We start from the raw sequence: 19,906 nt of genomic DNA on the forward strand, positions 1-19,906 counted from the left end.
CAATCTTGTCTGCTGTATGCTTTTATGTTCAGTATTACAAAGTATTGCACAACAACAATCTATAATCTTAGGAAGACCCACAGATACATCCATAACGGCCAGCATTTTATTAGACCAAAATGTAACTTATTATCTTGAATATGGTACACAAAGCGGGAATTATCCGAATAGTACCGTAATCTACACTAACGCAGCCAATGTACCCGATGAAATAGATATAACTAATTTAGCTCCAAACACACAATACTACTACAGAATGCAATATAAAGTAGTAGGAGCCACAAGCTACACCCCAACTTCAGAATACAAGTTTCACACACAACGCCCTGCAGGAAGTCCTTTCACATTTACCGTTGAAGCCGATGAACATTTGTATAGTGGCTATTCTGATGCTGGAATTTACCAAGTAACACTAGCCAATGAAAAATCTGAAAACCCAGATTTTATGCTTTCGCTGGGAGATATTTTTGGAGATGACCACTCACCTACGACAACGACCAGTGCTGATATGGATGTATTACACAAAAACTACAGACAGTATTTAGGACAAATCTGTAATTCAGTACCTTTATATATTTGCCTTGGAAATCATGATGCCGAAAATGATTATTATCTTAATGTAAATGGAATTTACACAACCGCTACCAACAATTTACCTGCAGCACCCAATGGAATTGGGGTATGGGGAACACAATGGCGTAAATATTATTATCCAAATCCTTTTCCTAATGGGTTCTATACTGGGAATACTAATTCTGAAGGCTTTGGAATGGATTTACCAGAAAACTATTATGCGTGGACATGGGGCGATGCGTTATTTGTAGTTTTAGATGTCTACAGAACAGAGATATTTCCAGGCGCTACGCCAGTAGATGGCTCGAAACCACAAAATTGGGATTGGACTTTGGGCTATAGCCAATATCAATGGATGCGAAATGTTTTAGAAAATAGTACCGCAGCGCATAAATTTGTTTTTGCTCATCATTCAAGAGGTCAAGGAAGAGGTGGAATCGTTTGGGCTCCGGGGTATGAATGGGGAGGGATGCAAAATAATCAATATAAGTTTGACCAATACAGACCAGGATGGGGAAAACCTATTCATCAAGTTTTTATAGATACTGGAGTTGATATTTTCTTTCAAGGACATGACCATTTATTTGCTAAAGAACAACTCAACGGGGTAGTCTATCAAGAAGTTCCTATGCCCAGTGATGCCACATATACACTAGGATATACCGCCAATGCCTCTGCCTATTCAGATGTAACATTAGACGGAACAGGACATGTTAAAGTAGATGTCTCTGACAATTGTGTAACGGTGAGTTATGTAAAATCATACATACCCGGCACTACAGGAGCCACAGGACATACGAATGGAGAAATTGGATATACGTACTCCGTTGGAGCTTGTGCTTTAAATACCAACGACGCAGGTACTAAAAAATCTAAAGTATTTACATATCCGAATCCTTCCGATGATAAACTTTATATCGCTTGGGATAATGATTATACAAATCATCATTATGAATTAACAAACATCTTAGGACAAACTTTAGTTACATTTGAAACGAACGAGTTAGAAACAAGCACTATTCCTGACGGAATTTACTTTTTACAAATCGACCAAATCAAAGATTTAACAAAAAAAATTATCATTAAACATTAAGAACATGAGAAAAAATCTATATCTATTGGCAATTTTATTTTTCACAAAATATACCGTACACTCTCAAACAATTAGTCGTCAAGAAATTTTAGGAAAACCAACCGATACGAGCGTAACCCTAAAGATGTTTTTTTCAACCTCTGCTGAAGTAGCCATTCAATTTGGTACAACCAGTGGAAATTATAGTCAGCAAACGAATTGGCAAACCTTTGCGGCAAATGACCCTGTAGAAATTACGATAAATGGATTACAACCCGATACAAAATACTTTTATGCGGTCATCTATAGAAATCCAGGGGATACCAATTTTACGACTAAAACCGAACATAGTTTCCATACACAAAGACAAGCGGGAAGCAGTTTTGTTTATGTAGTCCAAGCCGACCCACATCTAGATGCTTCTTCAGACACAGCCTTATATCAAAGATGTCTACAGAACCAACTCGAAGACAATCCTGATTTCATGATTGATTTAGGAGATTTTCTAATGACTGATAAATTAAAAAACACAACGACCAACTTAATTCCGCACGACACCATAACTTATCGTTGCAACTTGCTTCGCTCCTATTATGAGAACATTTGTCATTCAGTACCTTTATTCATAGCTCTTGGAAATCATGAAGGAGAAGCGGGCTGGAATCTAAATGGAACCGCAAACAACATTGCTGTTTGGAATACTCAAGAACGACAAAAGTTTTTTTTAAATCCAGGGCCTGATAGTTTTTATTCGGGAGATTCCACGATACAAAACTATGTTGGACCAAACAATACCGCTGGACAAAGAAAAGCTTATTATTCGTGGACATGGGGTGATGCTCTTTTTGTAGTACTTGACCCTTACTGGTACACCAATCCGAAACCTACCGCAAATACTGGATGGAATTGGTCGCTAGGCTTAACACAATACAACTGGTTAAAAACAACACTTGAAAACAGTACCGCCAAATTCAAATTTATCTTTGCCCATCAAATTGTGGGGGGTGACGCTGAAGGCCGTGGAGGTATTGAATATGCCAACAAATATGAATGGGGAGGCATGAATTCTGATGGTATAACTCCAGCATTTACGACCAATAGACCCGGTTGGTACAAACCTATAAAAGATGTATTGACTGAAAATCATGTGACCATTTTCTTTCATGGTCATGACCATTTCTTTGACAAACAAGATAAAGATTGTTTAGTATATCAAGAAACACCACAACCAAGTTTGCCTAATTTCAATTATCCTTCTCAAGCTGCGACGTATGGTTATTTGAATGGGCAAATCGTGGCAAATTCAGGACACTTAAGAATAACCGTAGGAGCTTCACAAATACAAGTGGACTATGTACGCGCTTACCTTCCTGCTAGTGAAAATGGTACAAGACACAATAAAGATGTATCTGCTAGCTATACCATTCCACTAAACAATTGCTATAGCTTAAGTAACCCAACAGCTGTAATATGGAATTCAAATTATGCTGATGAAATCGTTTATCCTAACCCCCTTACAACCAGTTCAAAGATTGAATTTACGCTCAAAAAAGCTGATCGCATTTCTATTTATATATATAATGAATTAGGGCAAATGATTAAGAATTTAGTCACCAATAATTCTGTGTCAGAAGGAAATTTTCAAGTACTTTGGGATGGAAAAGATGATTATGAAATTCCCGTTTCAAATGGAACCTATATTTACAAAATAATTGGAGAAAATGGTGCCTCAAGCACTGGGAAAATAATAGTAACAAAATAACAAAAAATGATGAAAAAGATAATTCTTTGCTTCGTATGCCTTTTTAACCTAATAGCGCATGCCCACATCCTAAATTACGACCATCAAATTCTAAAACAATGGAACTTTACTAAAGACCAGCGTATGGTTGAGGCTTCTTTCTCAATGATGAAGAACGGCAAGGTATATCTGGAAGATGCTCAAAACCATAGCATTTGTATTCCTTTCAAAAATTTATGTAAAAAAGATCAAACCTACGTTTTAAAAAGAGTGGCTCAAATACAAGCTTTAAATACGCCTAGAGTGAGTAGACTTCAGGAAAATCAATCCAACGTTATAAAGCTATTTATGATTTTATTGATTTTAGTCGTTTTGACAATTGGCACCTACAAAAAAGTATCAGCCGCAAAAGCTAAATACTTCTATCCTATCTTCGGTTTAGGAGCTTTATTTTCGCTGTACAGTTTTTCCAAAAAAATGAATACCATTACAGACCCTGCTTTCGTTAATGCGGCATTCACTCCTTTTATTCCTAATGTAGCAACTTCTTGGGACAATACCTATTTTTATGTAGAAAGTAAGGGAATTCCAAACCACACGATGATGGTAGGCATATCCAATCATGGATGGCAACAACAAGTACCTATTCCGCAGTGCTATATCGGAACAAATCATTGGAGCATTCCTTTAAATCCAGTAGTAGCCAGCACTCCTATTGCAATTGACAACGTTCACTTTACCCGAGGAGCGATTGCGATAGCAGCCAATGGAGTACCTATTTTCAACTATCACACCAATACAGGAGTCGATTCATATCTTGACGGACAATTGGATAATTATGGCGGACATTGTGGTCGTGGCGATGATTATCATTACCATATAGCTCCTTTACACTTATACAGTTTAGGACAAACAACAACCAATTTGCCTTGTGCCTTTTCACTTGACGGATATGCCGTATATGGTAGTGTAGAACCCGACGGAAGTCCCATGGCAACACTTGACACAAATCATGGCCATTATGGAACCAATGGGATATACCATTATCATGGAACGATGACCGCGCCCTACATGATTGGAAATTTTGTAGGTCAAGTGACCGAAGATGCCACTTATCAACTAATCCCACAAGCAGCCGCTCATCCCGTTAGAAATGAAAATTGGACGCCTCTAAGCGGAGCCTTAATCACTTCATGTACTCCAAATACTCCAAATACAGGCTATACGGTTTCTTACACGTTAAACGGAACGCCAGGCTATGCCACCCAATTTGGTTGGAATGGGAGCACCTATACTTTTAATTATATTACACCAAGTGGCACCACAACGACCAATTATAATGGTTTTACCCAATGCACCGTACCTGTCTTGACGAATGACGTTTTTGTATTAGACCAACAGATTTCGGTATATCCAAATCCGGCTCATGACACTATATTTATTGCTTACCAAGATAAAGACATGGCTCAAAACGTTCAAACTATATCCATTTACAACATAAAAGGAGCTTTAGTCTATAAAAGCCTTTCAGCAAAAACAGAACTAGAGGTTAGGTCACTAGCTTCAGGAACGTATTTTATCAAATTCCAGTTTTCTGATGTTGAAGTAACTAAAAAAATAATTGTCCGCTAGTTTATTCTTATGAAAACCTTTATGCTATGCTTATTAAGCTCGTTTTGTTGGGCTCAAGTAACAAAATCGATTGCTTTGCTTCCTGATACAGGACAGACCACAAGCTATACAACCACTTTTGGAGAAGACAATGATTACTCCATTAATCCTCCTGCCTATACCAACAATGGCAATGGAACAGTGACCGATTTAGTCACAGGGTTGATGTGGCAACAAACCGATGGTGGAGAAATGACTATTGAAAATGCCTTTACTTATTGCGATAATTTAGTACTAGGCGGATTTGACGATTGGCGTCTGCCAACCCCAATGGAAGCCTACACTTTAATGATATTACAAAATAACAACCCCGCTTTAAATACAAGTTTTTTTACGACAACAGCTGCGGAATACTGGTGGACAAATACTTATCAAGCCGGAGATAATACTAAAGTTTGGGTGACTAATTCTGGTGGAGGAATTGGCAATCACCCCAAATCAGAGACCATTAGCGCAGGAGGTACACATCATTTTCATGTGAGAGCGGTTCGAAATAGTTCCCCAAGCACACAACTTTCCAGTCGCTTTATTGACAATGCTGATGGCACTGTTACAGATCAAATAACACAACTTATTTGGCAAAAAACACCCAATACAAATGCTTTAACATGGGAAGAGGCTTTAACGTATGCTGAAAATTTAGTACTCGCCAACAATACTGATTGGAGGCTTCCCAACATAAAAGAATTGCAATCTTTAAACGATGAATCGCGCACAGCCCCTTCAACAAACACCTTTTTTTTCCCTTCCATTGGTGTAAAAAATTATTGGTCCTCCACAACATTAAAACCGAATCCTACCAACCCATCTAGTGCTTGGTATTGGAACACACAATATGGCATCACTACTTATGATGTAAAAAGCAATACCAACTATGCTCTTTGCGTTCGAGGGATTCCTACTACATTGTCAAGTCATGAAATTGGAACAAACTTTTCAAATACAATACTTAATCCATTCCATTCCAAAATAGTTCTAGAAAACAATATAAAGAATACTGATTTTCAATTAATTTCTCCAAATGGTGTCCTGATTTATGAAGGAACTAACCTAACAGAGCAAGATTTTTCATCGCTTCCAGAAGGAGTTTACTATCTAAAAAATCGTGAGACGAGGGACGTTTTTAAATTATTGAAAAACTAAACATGGAAGGGCTTGTATGGCAGTATAGTTCAATGGGTTGGCTTCATGCCATGCCTTGGGGCTATGATCATATTCTTTTTATTCTTTCCTTATTTTTAAGAAATTCGAACTATAAATCACTTGGAATCCAATGCCTTTTTTTTACAATAGCGCATAGTATTTCTATGGGACTGGCAGCCTTTTTTACAATTTCAAACAGCACAATCATTGAACCCCTAATCGTACTTTCAATAGTTGCGGTTTCAATAGAAAATATAATAAGCCTAAAACCACATCCCTTCGATTTTGGTATCATATTTTTCTTTGGTCTGGTTCATGGGTTAGGATTTGCCAATGCACTACAAACCATTGGACTTCCAAAAGAACATTTCTTTGCTGCCTTATTCTCTTTTAATATTGGGTTGAATTGGCACAAATTAGCCTCCTTTTTCTTGCCCAGTTTCTGGTTCATAAATGGAAAAAAAGGATACTTACCATGCTAAAATTGTCTTTCCAGCCTCTTGGGGTATCTGCGTGATCGTTTTATATTGGTGTATTGATAGAATTTTTATTTAGAAAGAGCCTTTTTAATTTTTACTCTAATTAAAATGATTTAAAAATCTGGATTACAATTCTATACCCCTAACACAATAAACAACATCAATTATAACTAAACCTTTCTTAACTCTTCAATTAATGCCTCAATATCTTCTTTAGTGTTGTGGTGACTGAAAGAAATACGTAAATTTAGAGTTTCTAAATTCAAACTAAATGAGGAAAAATATTTTATTTTTAATACTTTGCTGTTGTACATGTTGGAATTTACATTCTCAAGAAAATATCACAGCCAATCAATATAACATTAATCAAAAAATAGTCGTAACCTCAATAGTCTTGGAGATACATCACTCTGCTATTTACACAAAACCATCTCTTGATAACGAAGGTAAAGTTAAAATCACTACAACACCAATAAGTGTCACTCTTTGTAGAAAAAACAATAAAGAAAGTTATTACTATTTCAACTATTCAGAAGTTGCATCTGACACTTTGAGTCTCGATAAAGAAAAAATCGTTTTATTCAATACTAAAATTTTTGATTCCATTGTTAAAAAACTCAATACCATTAAGATAAATAAAATGCAACCTGATGATTTCAATACCTTTGACGGTTCAAGTTATTACTTGAGTTTTTCTAGTGAAAATTATAAAGTTTCATTAGAAGCTTATAGTCCACAATCTAGAACTAACTTAAGAAATCTTAAAGAGTTTTTAGAAGTTTGCGAGTTAATCTCGAATTTGACACACTACTATTAAACCCCTCTTAACCCTTCAATTAATGCCTCAATATCCTCTTTAGTGTTGTAGTGACTGAAAGAAATACGCAAACTCGGTTTTTTCAAATCCTCTTCCAAAAGAATTTCTGCTAAAACGTGTGAGGGTTTAACACTCCCACTCTGACAAGCACTGCCCCGTGACACTGCAATTCCTTTCATATCAAGATTAAACAAAATCATAGCCGTTTTTTCTTCTGAAAAAGGCAATACCACATTCAAAATATTGTAAAAAGTATCGCCACCGTTTACTTTTAAACCAGGGAAGTTCAACTTTAACTGAGATTCGCAATAATTCTTTAATTCAGAGATAAAAGCACGATCAGAATCCAAATGCTCGTAGGCCAACGCTAAAGCCTTTGCCATTCCGGCGACTTGATGCACCGCTTCGGTTCCAGCACGAAGCCCTTTTTCTTGTTCGCCACCAAAAAGAAAGGGTTGTAAAACAATACCTTTTCTTACATATACAAAACCCACACCTTTTGGTCCATGAAATTTGTGGGCACTCGCCACCACAAAATCAACTGAAAGCTCATGTAAATTGAATTCTGTTTTACCCACTGATTGAACCGTATCACAATGAAATAACGCATTATATTGATGACAAAGACGCCCCACTTTTTCAATATCTAGAACCGTTCCTATTTCGTTATTTACATGCATTAAAGTAACCAATGTCTTTCCTTCTTTTTGAAGCAGTGCTTCTAGTTGAGCTAAATCTATCGTCCCGTTTGGCAAAATAGTAACAAAATCAACCGCAACCCCATATACTCGTTGAAGATGATTTACAGTATATAACGTAGCATGATGTTCGATTTTACTTGTAATGATTCTTTCTATTTTAAGGTCCTTTACCGCGTTTTTAAGAATCCAATTGCTTGCCTCGGTAGCATTTGAAGTAAATATAAGCTCTTGTGCAGCACACCCCATACATTTAGCTATGGTTTTCCTAGAGGTTTCCAAAATGGTTTTAGCGCTTCTTCCAAAACTATGGGTTGACGAAGGATTCCCAAAGTCATTTTGAAGAACATTCACCATTTCGGAAATAACTTCTGGTCGAAGTTGGGTAGTTGCTGCGTTATCTAAATAGATTTTTTTCATAGCCTTTTTTGAACGACAAAATTACAACTTTAAGCTGTTTTTATTTTACATTTTGTTTGAAATATACTTCGGTGGCTCCTAATCCATATTTTTGATAATTGGCATCTTGAAATGAAATAGTATCATACCGCTTCAACATAAAATCCAATTCAGCCTTCAAAACCCCTTCACCCACACCATGGATAAAAACAATTTTTGGGATGCGATTTTTTATAGCAAATTCGATATGTCTTTTGGCTGTATCTGTCTGTATTGAAAGGATATCAAAATTAGAAAGGCCTTTGTAATTTTTTACCAATTTTTCAATATGCAAATCAAATTCTGGTATCCCTCTTTCTGTTTTATCTGACTTAAAAGCAGGTGCGTTTTGTTTTTTTGGAGGCAAAACATCAATCGTTTTGTAATTCAAAGTTTTACTTCCTATAATTGATTTTAAATCATTGGTATTGTTTATTTTAATTAATTCATTGACAAAATATGTCATCACAAATTTATCTGTAGTTTCTATAGTTATTTCATTATTTTTGACAGCAATCACAACACCATCAATAGCATCATCTAACACCGATACCTTATCCCCTATTTCAAATTTCTTCGTGGTCATCATCATTATTTTTAGGCGGTATTTTCGAAGACAATTTCATCATACCAAACATAAAGACAGCCACACATAGTACTGTTACAATAACGTTGGGATGTTCACTTTTTTGTTGGTAAAAAGCGACAAACAGTGCCACCAACATGATAGGAATTCTAAACTTTTTCATCGTCTATTTTTTAGAAATCAAAAATATAAAACTTATAGTACATAGTCGTTCTTTATTTTTTTATTTGTAAAATTGTCCAAAGATTTTAGGAATGGAAAAATACATGCTTCCTTGTTTGTTTAAAAAACTATTTGGCTTTGATTGTATTGGCTGTGGTTTTCAACGTGCTTTAAATTTTCTAATCCATGGTGACGTCCAAAAAGCTTTTCTGACATACCCACCTATTTTTACCTCGCTACTATTTTTTTTATCCTTGGGAGTCTTTATATTTACCAAAAAAAGAAACACCCACAAATGGGTAGTTGCATTAGCGATTCTCAACAGTGTGGTCATGCTCGTTTCTTATATTTACAAAATGCGTTTTTATTTTAATTTACAATAAACTATGGAACAAAACAAACTTCCGAATGCGACTGCCGTTTTGGTGTTAGGTATTTTTTCAATTTTAACTTGTTGTTGTTATGGTATAGGCCTCGTTTTTGGGGTTATTGCCCTTTTTCTAGCCGCGAGTGATTTGAAATTATATCGCAACGCTCCAGAAAGATTTCACAATTACAACAATTTAAACGTGGGTAGAATTCTATCCATCATCGGTATTGTTTTAAGTGCATTAATGATTCTTATGATCATTTGGATGATTAATGTGGTGGGGATGGACGCTTTAGGAAACGAAGATCTTATGCGTGAGCGTATGCAGGATTATCTAGGGAAATAAACGCCCAACTTTAAATACAAAAAGGGCTTTCTATAATCACGAAAGCCCTTTTTTGTATATTTCTGTTACATTACATCTTCGGAATGTGAGAAGCCGCTGTGGCTACAATACCAATGATTAAGATGATGTACAAAGACAAAATAACAATAATTGAAATTCCGAGGTATTTATGATGTGATTTTAAATACTGTAATGCGGTGGAAACCATATCCGAACTCGAATTAAGCAAGGCATGTTTCATATCTGACGCATAGCGATACAAATAGTACACTGGAGGAAAATAAATTCCAGCCATGATGACGTAGAAAAAAGTGATAAATTGTTTGATATTGGCAAAAGGACCATCACCCATGGGCAAGGCTGACATCACAGAACCCATCATGAGTCCAGCCAACAGCATAAATCCAATACCAATAAATCCCATAACCGCTAAAAATGTACACCATTTGGCACTACTCTCTAAAGCTTCTATAGCTTGTTCGTTTAATTCTAACTTCGATTGATTTTCCATATTTAATGTATTTGGTTACTTTTCAAAGGCTTGTAGGGTACGAGTAATAATCCCTATACAATCCAATAATTGGGGTTCATTCATCACTAAAGGCGGAGCGAAACGAATAATATTTCCGTGTGTAGGTTTTGCCAACAATCCGTTTTCAGCCAATTTCATACAAATATTCCAAGCCGTATCGCTTTCTTCCGTGTCGTTGATTACGATAGCATTTAGCAATCCTTTACCACGTACTAAAGTGGCTATAGTAGAAGTCTTAATATACTCGCCTATTTTTTCTCTAAAGAGGTTTCCTAAACGACGTGCATTTTGAGATAATTGTTCTTCTTGAACTACTTCCAAAGCAGCAATAGCTACCGCAGCTGCCACCGGATTTCCTCCAAAAGTAGAACCGTGTTGCCCTGGTTTGATGACATTCATAATTGCATCATTGGCTAAAACCGCTGAAACGGGATAAGCCCCACCAGATAAAGCCTTCCCTAGAATTAATATGTCTGGGGTAACATAGGTGGCTTGCTTTTCACAAGCCTTTTCACAGGTACAGTTTCCGCATACGGCCAAAATAGAACCTGTTCGCGCAATACCCGTTTGCACTTCATCGGCAATAAACAAGACATTGTGAGCGTCACAAAGTGCTTTAGCTTTAGCTAAATAATCTTCTGCGGGTTTGTAAACTCCAGCTTCACCTTGAATAGGTTCTACAAGAAATCCAGCAATGTTTTTAGACGATTGAAGCGCTTTTTCTAACGCCTCGGTGTCATTATAAGGAATTTTAATAAATCCAGCCGTATAGGGTCCGAAATTCTTTCTAGCATTTTCATCGTTTGAGAACGAAATGATGGTCGTTGTTCTTCCATGGAAGTTTCCGTCACAAACAATAATTTGCGCTTCGTTTTCATGAATTCCTTTTTTCTCATACGCCCATTTTCTACAGATTTTCAAAGCTGTTTCTACCGCTTCAGCCCCCGTATTCATGGGCAATACTTTATCAAAACCAAAATACTTAGTTACATATTCTTCATAAACCCCTAATTTATCATTGTAAAACGCACGAGATGTTAGGGTTAAGGTTTGCGCTTGGTTGACCATAGCGCCTACAATCTTGGGATGGCAATGTCCTTGATTGACTGCGGAATATGCGGAAAGAAAATCGTAATACTTTTTCCCTTCAACATCCCAAACATACACTCCCTCTCCTCTACTCAACACTACAGGTAGCGGATGATAATTGTGAGCTCCATATTGATCTTCTAAAGCAATCGCTTCTGCAGAACTCATTTTTTCTAAAACTGACATAAAATTTTTGTTATTGATTTTTTAAATCGCAATTCCTTCTTGTGGAGAGAAATCATCCATCATGCAGCAAATGTATAAAAAAGATTCTTATTTCTAAGGGGCAAAGGTTCAAAGGTACTGAGACACTGAGTCTTTTTAGATTCTTATGCTCTTAGAGCCTCTCTCTTATCTTTTGATGTTTTTATTATCTTAGTACCTCAGCACCTCAGTACCTCAACTTAACAAACTACTTCCCAATCCGATCTAAAATATCATTCATCATTTCGATTTGCACGTTCTGAATCTCTATCAATTCTTGTTGTTGGTGCATGATTAAGTGATCTATCTTTTCGTTCAGCATTCTAATTTCAAGTTCCGATTTCAGATTAATCATATAATCTTTTTTGGCACGTTCCCGATCTTTTTCTTCTTGACGGTTTTGACTCATCATGATGACAGGCGCTTGCAAAGCAGCTACACACGATAAAATTAAATTTAATAAAATAAACGGATAGGGATCAAACCCTTTGTTCAAGTAGATAAAAACATTGGAACCAATCCAAATGGATATAAAAACAAAAAACGAAATAATAAACGTCCAACTGCCGCCAAACGCTGCTACTTTATCAGCTACCAATTGCCCAATTGTTCGATTGTCAGATTCCTCTTCCACTTGCGACACAAAGGAGGTATCGTGAACTATAGATTTGACAACTTCTTTGTGCATATCCGAAAGTTCCCCTACTTCTTTTTGCAAAAATTGAGAAATGTATTGCTCTCGATACACATTTAATTCTGCTTTCGAAAGACATTGATGATCATCAAATTCGGGATGCTCTTGTTGAATTAAATTTAAAATAGGAATACGAATTGTCTTTCCATAAACCCGTTCATTAATGGGATATTCCAATCCAGATAGTGCCGATTTAAAAGTGAGTTTTGAGTTCATTTTATGAGTTTAAGTATTTATTGTTTCAAGGTTTACCAAGAAAACTAATCACAAAGTTAAACCAAATTAAACAACTTAAACATGTAAACCCTTAAACTTGCTCATCATAAAGTTCCAAAAGTTTATTCACGGTATTCCAATTGCGCATGGTGGCTACTACGTTGAGTTTTTTCTCAATGTATTTTTGGTCCAAACGGGTCTTACCTGCTCCCACATGATACTTGATAAAAATTCTGTTTCCATCAATCACGGCTTCATCAGGTTTGAATTGGCTAATCTTTAATTCGTGGATAGCCGAACTAGGCAACTCTTTAGAGAGAAATGCTACATACAATTTTTTGGTATCGAGGTCTTTTTCGTTCAAAAAGGGATTGTTTTTCAGACACAACTCCAAATCATTTTTACCAATCACAATAGTGGGCACCTCAAAGCCCAATTGCTTGAAGATTTCTTGTTTTATTTTGAAACCCACCCCAAACGTACTCTCCTCATCGGTCTCTACAAACACATTCCCCGATTGAATATAAGTCACCACATGGGTAAACCCAATGCCCTCCAAGAGGCTTTTGAGCGTTTCCATCTTAATCATGTTGTGTCCCGAGACGTTGATGCCACGGAGAAGGGCTAGGTGTTTCATGGGGTAAAGATATAGAAAACCACACTAAAGAATTTGCGCAGTAACATGGATTTTTTATTAGATTTGTTTTTTTCATAGAATGAGCTGTTTGGTGGTAAGTATATCATAACTATAGTTTTAAAAGCATTAATGAGTTACAACGCATTATTTATATTGATTTTATTGTTCTTAATTCTGATTGTGATTATATATCGGAATATTCAAGACCAAAAATTACTAGAGACTGTTACAAAAAAACATCGTGGTACTCGAACAGAGCGAGAAATGGTTTTAAAACTTTTGAAATCTGGATTTCCTCCCGAAACTATTTTTCATGATCTGTATTTAGAAAAACCTGGTAATCATTATTGTCAAATCGATTTAGTTGTTGCTACTAAAGTTGGGATAATTGTTTTTGAAATAAAGAAATACAATGGCTGGATTTTTGGGTTGGCGAATCAAACTCAATGGACACAAGTTTTAGATTATGGTAAACAGAGATATCGCTTTTACAATCCAATACTTCAAAACAAAAAGCATGTACAAGATTTGAAAAAACAATTACCTCAATTTGAAAATATTCCTTTCTATTCTATGATTGTGTTTTTTGGTGACTGTAGTTTTAGAAATCTTGATTATGTTCCGAATAGAACTTTTTTGGTAAAATCTTATAATGCAATTGAAGTAGTGAATGAAATTATAGAACAAAATGATTCCGCTAAATATAAAAGTAAAAGAGAAATTGTAAATCTTTTACAATCCGCTTCATTAAATGGAGACAATGAAGCTATTAAAGAAGCACATATTAAAAATATAAAACGAAATTTCGGATAGCAGAAATTTTATATATTTGAAGGAATAATTTAGCGCAATGTCAGAAGACATTTGCGCAGCAGAGTGCTAAAAGAACACTTTGCGAGCTGGATTCTCTGGAGTGATGGTTCTTCTAAACTCCGCATTTGGAGCTGATGGCGGAAAATTCCTTGAATATGTTGCATGTATAAATATATGAAAAAATAAGGAGGTATACAAACTTTTTTCTATATTTGTTATGAAGATTGTAGGTTTTTTCACAGTCTGGCGTTAGCGGTAATATTAGAAAAACTCTGCAAAAAAGAACATTTTTATGAAAATTGAAAACCTAAAAATAAAGAATAACTTAATTCTATTTGTTCCAATTTTTATTATAGTTTTTTTAATTGCTTGTACAAATACAATGGAAGTAATTAGCGGATTAACTGTTTATATAATTACATTATTTCTTATTTATTTCATTTCTTTTTACACTGACAAAAAGCTTGAAAGTAAATTTAACAAAATATCTTTATTACTTTTGATTGTAAGCTTTGTGGGAATTGGTTGCGGAATCTTAACTTTTCCAATACAAGAGAAACTAAATTCAAAAAAAGCTGAAAAATTTATTACTGAAATAGAAGAATTCAAAAAACTTAATAAAAGGTTACCTAAAGACGAAACAGAAATAAAATTTCCAAAATCAAGAAATGGATTATATGTTGAAGAATTTGAATATTATATTCCTGAAGTTGAACAAAGTGGATACATAATAAAATATTTTGATGGATTTTGGAACACAAAAGTTTATGTTTCTAATAGTAAAAAATGGTTTACTGACGATTAAATACTACCGCTAACAGCGGTAACTGTTGCACAACCTCTTTTAAAAAGCAAAAAACATCAATCTTAACAGAAAAAGACCTCTTTAGAAGCGATTTTAGAGAGGCTTATTTTTTAGTTCAAGTTGTAAATGGTGAATTTTACAGGGGTTAGAAAGGCTCTTTTTAAAAGATAAAAAGTGGTTTTTAGACTCGTTTGTACTTTCCCTTTCATTGAGGCAACAATACCCCTAACCACGCTATTCCTTTCGCGGTTCTATAAAGAAAGTAAAAGATACTTTGAGTTACTAATACGATTCCTCTTTTGTCGGAATGAAAAAAGACATTAAACACATGTAAAGAGTTTTTCTGTTGTGGAATGGTTGCATTAACACTGTTATTTCAGTAGTTCTCGATACTATTTTCTAATTCAAAAACTAGCATTTTTAAATCAGAAAATCACTCGAAGTGACGGTAGTAGTATCGACAGCGTTATTAGGAGCAAAAAAACAATAATTTTTTCCCAAACCCAATTCAAAAAACATTTCAAAACCTTATTTTTGCCTCATGGGAAAAAGAAAAACCGACCGAATTATATTTGAAAACGTGACTGTGCTCGATGCAGGTGCCAAAGGCGTTTCTGTGGCCAAAGCGCCTGAAGGACAAGTCCTTTTTATACCTAATGTAGTACCTGGTGATGTTGTAGATGTACAAACCTTTAAAAAGCGTAAATCCTATTTTGAAGGAAAAGCCATCAAATTTCACAGCTATTCCGAAAATCGCATCGAACCTGTATGTGAGCATTTCGGTGCTTGTGGCGGGTGCAAATGGCAAAACATGAAGTACGAACAACAGTTGTTTTACAAAAACAATGAAGTGTTCAATAACCTAAAACGCATTGGTAAAATTGAGTTACCCGAGTTCGAACCCATCCTAGGCTCAGAAAAACAATTGTTTTACAGAAACAAAATGGAATTTGGGTTTTCCGATACGCGTTGGTTGACCGACACCCAAATTCAATCGAACGAAGAAAACCTAAGCAAGAAAAACGCTCTAGGCTTTCACGTTCCTAAAATGTGGGACAAAATCCTAGACATCAATAAATGTTGGTTGCAAGAAGACCCCTCTAACGCTATTAGAAATTCAATAAAAGAATTTGCCGATAAAAACGGAATGACCTTCTTCAATGCACGAAACCACGAAGGATTGTTACGTACCTTGATGATTCGCACCGCATCTACTGGCGAAATCATGGTCTTGATTCAATTTTTTGAAGACGATAAAGCCAACCGCGAATTGTTGTTGGATTATATCTATGAACAATTTCCACAAATTACGTCGTTGCAATATGTGATTAACAGCAAAGCCAACGACACGTTGTATGACCAAGACATTAAATTATATAAAGGAAGAGATTATATATTGGAAGAAATGGAAGGATTGCATTTTAGCATCAATGCCAAATCGTTCTACCAGACCAATTCCGACCAAGCGTATGAATTGTACAAAATAACACGTGAGTTTGCAGGATTAACTGGTAATGAAGTCGTGTTTGATTTGTATACCGGTACCGGAACCATTGCGCAATTTGTTTCGAAACAAGCGAAGAAAGTAATTGGTGTAGAAGCCGTTCCAGAAGCCATTGCCGATGCTAAAGAAAACGCCAAACGCAATGCAATCACCAACTGTGAGTTTTATGTAGGGGATATGAAAAATGTCTTTAACGATGAGTTCATCAACCAACACGGAAAACCCGATGTGATCATCACCGACCCACCAAGAGACGGCATGCATAAAGACGTAGTAGAAATGGTATTGAAAACAGGCGCTCCTAAGATTGTCTATGTAAGCTGTAACTCGGCTACTCAAGCAAGAGATTTGTCTTTGATGGATGAAAAATACAAAGTGACGCGGGTGCGACCTGTGGATATGTTTCCGCAAACGCATCATGTAGAAAATGTTGTACTTTTGGAGCTTAGATAAAGTAAATAGTATTTGCTAATCACTAATCACTAAAAAATTTATGAAAAAAATAGTTTTGTTATTAGTCCTTGTGTTCTCCTTCTCAGGTTGTGAGAAAGACGATATTTGTGATGCCAGTACGTCTACAACCCCTAGACTCGTGGTGGAATTTTACGACAATGCCTTACTATTGCCCACTACCAAGGCCGTAACAAATCTAAAAGCGGTTGCCAATGGCATGACGGATGGAGTGGTTTTCAATAGCACACTAGCTACTTCTGACCCCTCACGGTATTTGTCAAACGATAAAAAAATATTTCTACCTCTTCGAATGGGTGAAACAGACAACAGTACGACGTATGCTTTAACCCTAAATTCGGGTGTTGTAGGAAGTGAAAATACCGATTATGTGACCTTCACATACAACAAGCATAATGTATATGTATCTCGAGCTTGTGGCTACAAAACCTTATTTGATTTGACCAATACTAATTCGAACATTCTCACTCCAGACAGTGATAATTGGATTAAAGATATTTCTATTTACAAAGCAAACCTTGAATCGGAAAATGAAGTACACATTAAAATTAAGTTTTAGTTTTTTAGTGCTGCTAACTACAGTTTTAGGGCGAGCACAAGAGGCTAAAGAAACAAAAAAAACGGACAGCATCAAACCCAAAACCGAACGCTATGGATTGCGTGTGGGAATTGATTTAGCCAAACTATCCCGTTCTTTTTACGAAAAAGACTACAAAGGATTAGAACTTGTAGGCGATTTTAAAGTGACCCGAAGACATTACCTTGCGGCTGAGCTGGGCAATGAAAATAAAACTGTTGATGACGACCGATTGAACTTTACCACCAAAGGCACCTATATTAAAGTGGGTTTCGATTACAACTCTTACGACAATTGGTGGGGCATGCACAACATGATTTATGTAGGATTGCGTTATGGAGTGAGTACTTTTAGTCAAACGCTTAACAGCTATTCTATCTACAATACCCATCCTTATTTTGAGGAGACGCCTACACTTATTTCTGGAGAAAAATTCGATGGCTTATCGGCACAATGGATCGAAGTTGTGGCAGGACTTAAAGCTGAAATTGTACAAAATCTCTATGTTGGGTTTAGCATACGATTGAACAACCTGCTTACTAATAAAACTCCCGACAACTTAGACAACCTCTACATCCCTGGATTCAACAGAACGTATGGGGGAAAGTTTGGCGCAGGCTTCAATTACACAATTTCGTATTTTGTTCCTATTTTTAAAACTACGTTAAAACCAAAAGAGAAAGAAGCTAAAAATAAATAAACTATAATTTTCAGCCACAGATTCACTGATTTATTTAAATTAATCTGTTAATCTGTGGCTAACTATTTTAAACCTGAATTAATTTATTTCTTTCACGCCTTTTATAAAAATAATTTTCATAAAAATTTTCTCCCCGTCTTTGGTGCGAATCGCTTGAAATTTTGGAGCCAAGATGGTACTGATTACAAAAGCTACACCCATCATGGCAAAGCCTTTCAAACTTGTAAAGCTGCTTAATAAAAGTTGCGCCGGTAAAAAGAACGCGGCAAAACTTAAAAAGTTATATAAAAATGATTTGGTTGTTTTAGACATGATTACTTTTATTAAATTAAACGGAAAAGTGCGACTGAAAACTGTGACTGAAAACTGTGACTGAAAACTATATATTAACTAATCTCTATTCTGAAATTTCGTTCGTTTACTTCCTTCATACATTTCGTATTTCACAAGTCTCGCCTCCAAGCTTCCGTTGAATAATTTGATTTTTCTTGAAGGTTTTAATCCTACAAACTTCAAGGCTTCTAAATTGGCTGTAATAAACCACGCATGAGTTCCTGGATAGTTCTGTTTCATGGTATCGCCCATCTCTCTGTAAAAACGCTCTAAGTCAATATCCAAACGTTCTCCATAAGGTGGATTAAACACCATGTGTAACGGTCCAACGGTTTCTTTTTTAGTATCAAAAAAGTTGTGTTGCTCCACTGTAATGAATTCGTCTACATTGGCATTTCTTATATTGTCTTTGGCTTTGTTTACCGCACTTGGTGCTTTGTCATAGCCTTTAATCGTATAATGAAATTCGCGTGTTCTTTTCAGTAAGGCGTCAATAATTTGGTCAAACAAATCGTTATCCCAATCGTTCCATTTCTCAAAAGCAAACTCCTTGCGATTGATATTCGCTGGAATATTACACGCAATCATCGCAGCTTCCACCAAAATAGTTCCCGAACCACACATAGGATCTAGAAAATCGGATTTCCCTTCCCAACCCGAAAGCAAAAGCATACCCGCTGCCAACACCTCATTAATCGGAGCCATATTCGTAGCTGTTCGATACCCACGATGGTGCAACGAAGCCCCAGAAGTATCTAAAGCTACCGAAACTTGATCTCTATCTATGTGAATGTTAATTCGCAAATCGGGAAAATCTTTATCTATACTCGGACGCATGCCTGTTTTTTCACGAAACTGATCGACAATAGCATCTTTCGCTTTTTGAGAAACAAACTGCGAATGTTTAAAGTGATCCGAATGAATGGTCGTGTCAATGACAAAAGTTTGATTAGCATTCAAATAGGTGCTCCAATCCACACCTTGAATGTTTTTGTACAACTGCACTTCATTGGTCGCTCTGAAATAATAAATAGGTTTCAAGATTTTCAAAGCGGTTCGCAAGGACAAATTGGCTTTATACATAAATCCTTTATCGCCTTTAAAACTTACCATTCTCGTCCCTATTTCAACGTCTTGAGCCCCTAAAAGTTGTAATTCCTTGGCCAATATCTCTTCAAAACCAAAAAAGGTTTTGGCAATCATTTTAAAATTTTCCATCTGTATAAACTCCACTA

At 35.9% G+C, this 19,906-nt stretch carries 22 protein-coding genes; 13 read left to right on the forward strand and 9 right to left on the reverse strand.

The window, feature by feature from the left end; all coding sequences use genetic code 11:
• Positions 1-16: 16 nt before the first annotated feature.
• The 6 genes from CLV55_RS01005 (at position 17) to CLV55_RS01030 (ending at position 7,496) form a co-directional block, all read left to right on the forward strand.
• Complete coding sequence (locus tag CLV55_RS01005; RefSeq protein WP_158527008.1) at positions 17-1,666, forward strand: T9SS type A sorting domain-containing protein; 1,650 nt, start codon at positions 17-19, stop codon at positions 1,664-1,666.
• A gap of 4 nt (positions 1,667-1,670) precedes the next feature.
• Positions 1,671-3,407, forward strand: a complete 1,737-nt coding sequence (locus tag CLV55_RS01010) for a T9SS type A sorting domain-containing protein (RefSeq protein WP_112111875.1) — start codon at positions 1,671-1,673, stop codon at positions 3,405-3,407.
• A 6-nt stretch (positions 3,408-3,413) separates the two neighbouring features.
• A complete protein-coding gene (locus tag CLV55_RS01015) occupies positions 3,414-5,018 on the forward strand; it encodes a T9SS type A sorting domain-containing protein (RefSeq protein WP_112111876.1) in 1,605 nt (534 codons plus the stop codon).
• A 21-nt stretch (positions 5,019-5,039) separates the two neighbouring features.
• The gene (locus CLV55_RS01020) at positions 5,040-6,200 is read left to right on the forward strand and encodes an Lcl C-terminal domain-containing protein (RefSeq protein WP_158527009.1); all 1,161 of its coding nucleotides are present in this window, start codon (positions 5,040-5,042) and stop codon (positions 6,198-6,200) included.
• Between the two features lie 2 nt (positions 6,201-6,202).
• Complete coding sequence (locus tag CLV55_RS01025; protein WP_112111878.1) at positions 6,203-6,682, forward strand: HupE/UreJ family protein; 480 nt, start codon at positions 6,203-6,205, stop codon at positions 6,680-6,682.
• A gap of 268 nt (positions 6,683-6,950) precedes the next feature.
• Positions 6,951-7,496 carry a hypothetical protein gene (locus tag CLV55_RS01030; RefSeq protein WP_112111879.1) on the forward strand — a complete coding sequence of 182 codons (546 nt, stop codon included), beginning with the start codon at positions 6,951-6,953 and terminating at the stop codon, positions 7,494-7,496.
• Here the strand turns inward: CLV55_RS01030 and CLV55_RS01035 are convergent.
• The 3 genes from CLV55_RS01035 to CLV55_RS01045 are packed head-to-tail and all read right to left on the reverse strand — an operon-like array spanning position 7,493 to position 9,381.
• On the reverse strand, positions 7,493-8,614 hold the full coding sequence (locus CLV55_RS01035; protein ID WP_112111880.1) for a cysteine desulfurase family protein: 1,122 nt from the start codon (positions 8,612-8,614) through the stop codon (positions 7,493-7,495). The genes CLV55_RS01030 and CLV55_RS01035 overlap by 4 nt on opposite strands.
• A 40-nt stretch (positions 8,615-8,654) precedes the next feature.
• The gene (locus CLV55_RS01040) at positions 8,655-9,224 is read right to left on the reverse strand and encodes a Smr/MutS family protein (RefSeq protein WP_394338217.1); all 570 of its coding nucleotides are present in this window, start codon (positions 9,222-9,224) and stop codon (positions 8,655-8,657) included.
• On the reverse strand, positions 9,199-9,381 hold the full coding sequence (locus CLV55_RS01045; RefSeq protein WP_112111882.1) for a hypothetical protein: 183 nt from the start codon (positions 9,379-9,381) through the stop codon (positions 9,199-9,201). Before CLV55_RS01045 ends, CLV55_RS01040 begins: the two co-directional genes overlap by 26 nt.
• A 103-nt stretch (positions 9,382-9,484) precedes the next feature.
• Here CLV55_RS01045 and CLV55_RS01050 point away from each other — a divergent pair, with 103 nt between their 5' ends.
• Both CLV55_RS01050 and CLV55_RS01055 read left to right on the forward strand, forming a co-directional pair.
• The gene (locus tag CLV55_RS01050; RefSeq protein ID WP_245902669.1) at positions 9,485-9,763 is read left to right on the forward strand and encodes a DUF2752 domain-containing protein; all 279 of its coding nucleotides are present in this window, start codon (positions 9,485-9,487) and stop codon (positions 9,761-9,763) included.
• Positions 9,764-9,766: 3 nt separating this feature from the next.
• Positions 9,767-10,096, forward strand: coding sequence for a CCC motif membrane protein (locus tag CLV55_RS01055; protein ID WP_112111884.1), 330 nt, complete (start codon positions 9,767-9,769; stop codon positions 10,094-10,096).
• Between the two features lie 70 nt (positions 10,097-10,166).
• On the opposite strand, the gene CLV55_RS01060 is transcribed toward CLV55_RS01055, so the two are convergent.
• From CLV55_RS01060 to CLV55_RS01075, 4 genes are all read right to left on the reverse strand, one after another.
• A complete protein-coding gene (locus CLV55_RS01060; protein ID WP_112111885.1) occupies positions 10,167-10,607 on the reverse strand; it encodes a hypothetical protein in 441 nt (146 codons plus the stop codon).
• 15 nt (positions 10,608-10,622) lie between these two features.
• Complete coding sequence (gene rocD, locus CLV55_RS01065) at positions 10,623-11,903, reverse strand: ornithine--oxo-acid transaminase (RefSeq protein ID WP_112111886.1); 1,281 nt, start codon at positions 11,901-11,903, stop codon at positions 10,623-10,625.
• A 226-nt stretch (positions 11,904-12,129) separates the two neighbouring features.
• Entirely contained in the window at positions 12,130-12,831 is a 702-nt protein-coding gene (locus CLV55_RS01070; protein ID WP_112111887.1) for a DUF1003 domain-containing protein, read from the reverse strand.
• A gap of 91 nt (positions 12,832-12,922) precedes the next feature.
• Complete coding sequence (locus CLV55_RS01075; RefSeq protein ID WP_112111888.1) at positions 12,923-13,468, reverse strand: DUF1697 domain-containing protein; 546 nt, start codon at positions 13,466-13,468, stop codon at positions 12,923-12,925.
• A gap of 129 nt (positions 13,469-13,597) precedes the next feature.
• Here CLV55_RS01075 and CLV55_RS01080 point away from each other — a divergent pair, with 129 nt between their 5' ends.
• The 5 genes from CLV55_RS01080 to CLV55_RS01100 all read left to right on the forward strand — a co-directional run bounded on the left by CLV55_RS01080 (position 13,598) and on the right by CLV55_RS01100 (position 18,338).
• Positions 13,598-14,281: a nuclease-related domain-containing protein gene (locus CLV55_RS01080; protein WP_112111889.1), complete on the forward strand. Its 684-nt coding sequence runs from the start codon at positions 13,598-13,600 to the stop codon at positions 14,279-14,281.
• A 292-nt stretch (positions 14,282-14,573) separates the two neighbouring features.
• Positions 14,574-15,086, forward strand: coding sequence for a hypothetical protein (locus CLV55_RS01085; protein ID WP_112111890.1), 513 nt, complete (start codon positions 14,574-14,576; stop codon positions 15,084-15,086).
• 541 nt (positions 15,087-15,627) lie between these two features.
• A complete protein-coding gene (gene rlmD / locus CLV55_RS01090) occupies positions 15,628-17,043 on the forward strand; it encodes a 23S rRNA (uracil(1939)-C(5))-methyltransferase RlmD (protein ID WP_112111891.1) in 1,416 nt (471 codons plus the stop codon).
• A gap of 40 nt (positions 17,044-17,083) precedes the next feature.
• Entirely contained in the window at positions 17,084-17,620 is a 537-nt protein-coding gene (locus CLV55_RS01095; protein WP_112111892.1) for a DUF6452 family protein, read from the forward strand.
• The gene (locus CLV55_RS01100) at positions 17,592-18,338 is read left to right on the forward strand and encodes a DUF6048 family protein (protein WP_112111893.1); all 747 of its coding nucleotides are present in this window, start codon (positions 17,592-17,594) and stop codon (positions 18,336-18,338) included. The genes CLV55_RS01095 and CLV55_RS01100 overlap by 29 nt, the downstream gene beginning before the upstream one ends.
• A gap of 78 nt (positions 18,339-18,416) precedes the next feature.
• On the opposite strand, the gene CLV55_RS01105 is transcribed toward CLV55_RS01100, so the two are convergent.
• Together CLV55_RS01105 and CLV55_RS01110 are read right to left on the reverse strand one after the other, a co-directional pair.
• Positions 18,417-18,650: a hypothetical protein gene (locus CLV55_RS01105; RefSeq protein WP_112111894.1), complete on the reverse strand. Its 234-nt coding sequence runs from the start codon at positions 18,648-18,650 to the stop codon at positions 18,417-18,419.
• Between the two features lie 78 nt (positions 18,651-18,728).
• Entirely contained in the window at positions 18,729-19,889 is a 1,161-nt protein-coding gene (locus tag CLV55_RS01110; protein WP_112111895.1) for a THUMP domain-containing class I SAM-dependent RNA methyltransferase, read from the reverse strand.
• Positions 19,890-19,906: the final 17 nt, after the last annotated feature.

Source organism: Flavobacterium aciduliphilum, assembly GCF_003268855.1.
In the GTDB taxonomy this organism is placed as follows: domain Bacteria; phylum Bacteroidota; class Bacteroidia; order Flavobacteriales; family Flavobacteriaceae; genus Flavobacterium; species Flavobacterium aciduliphilum.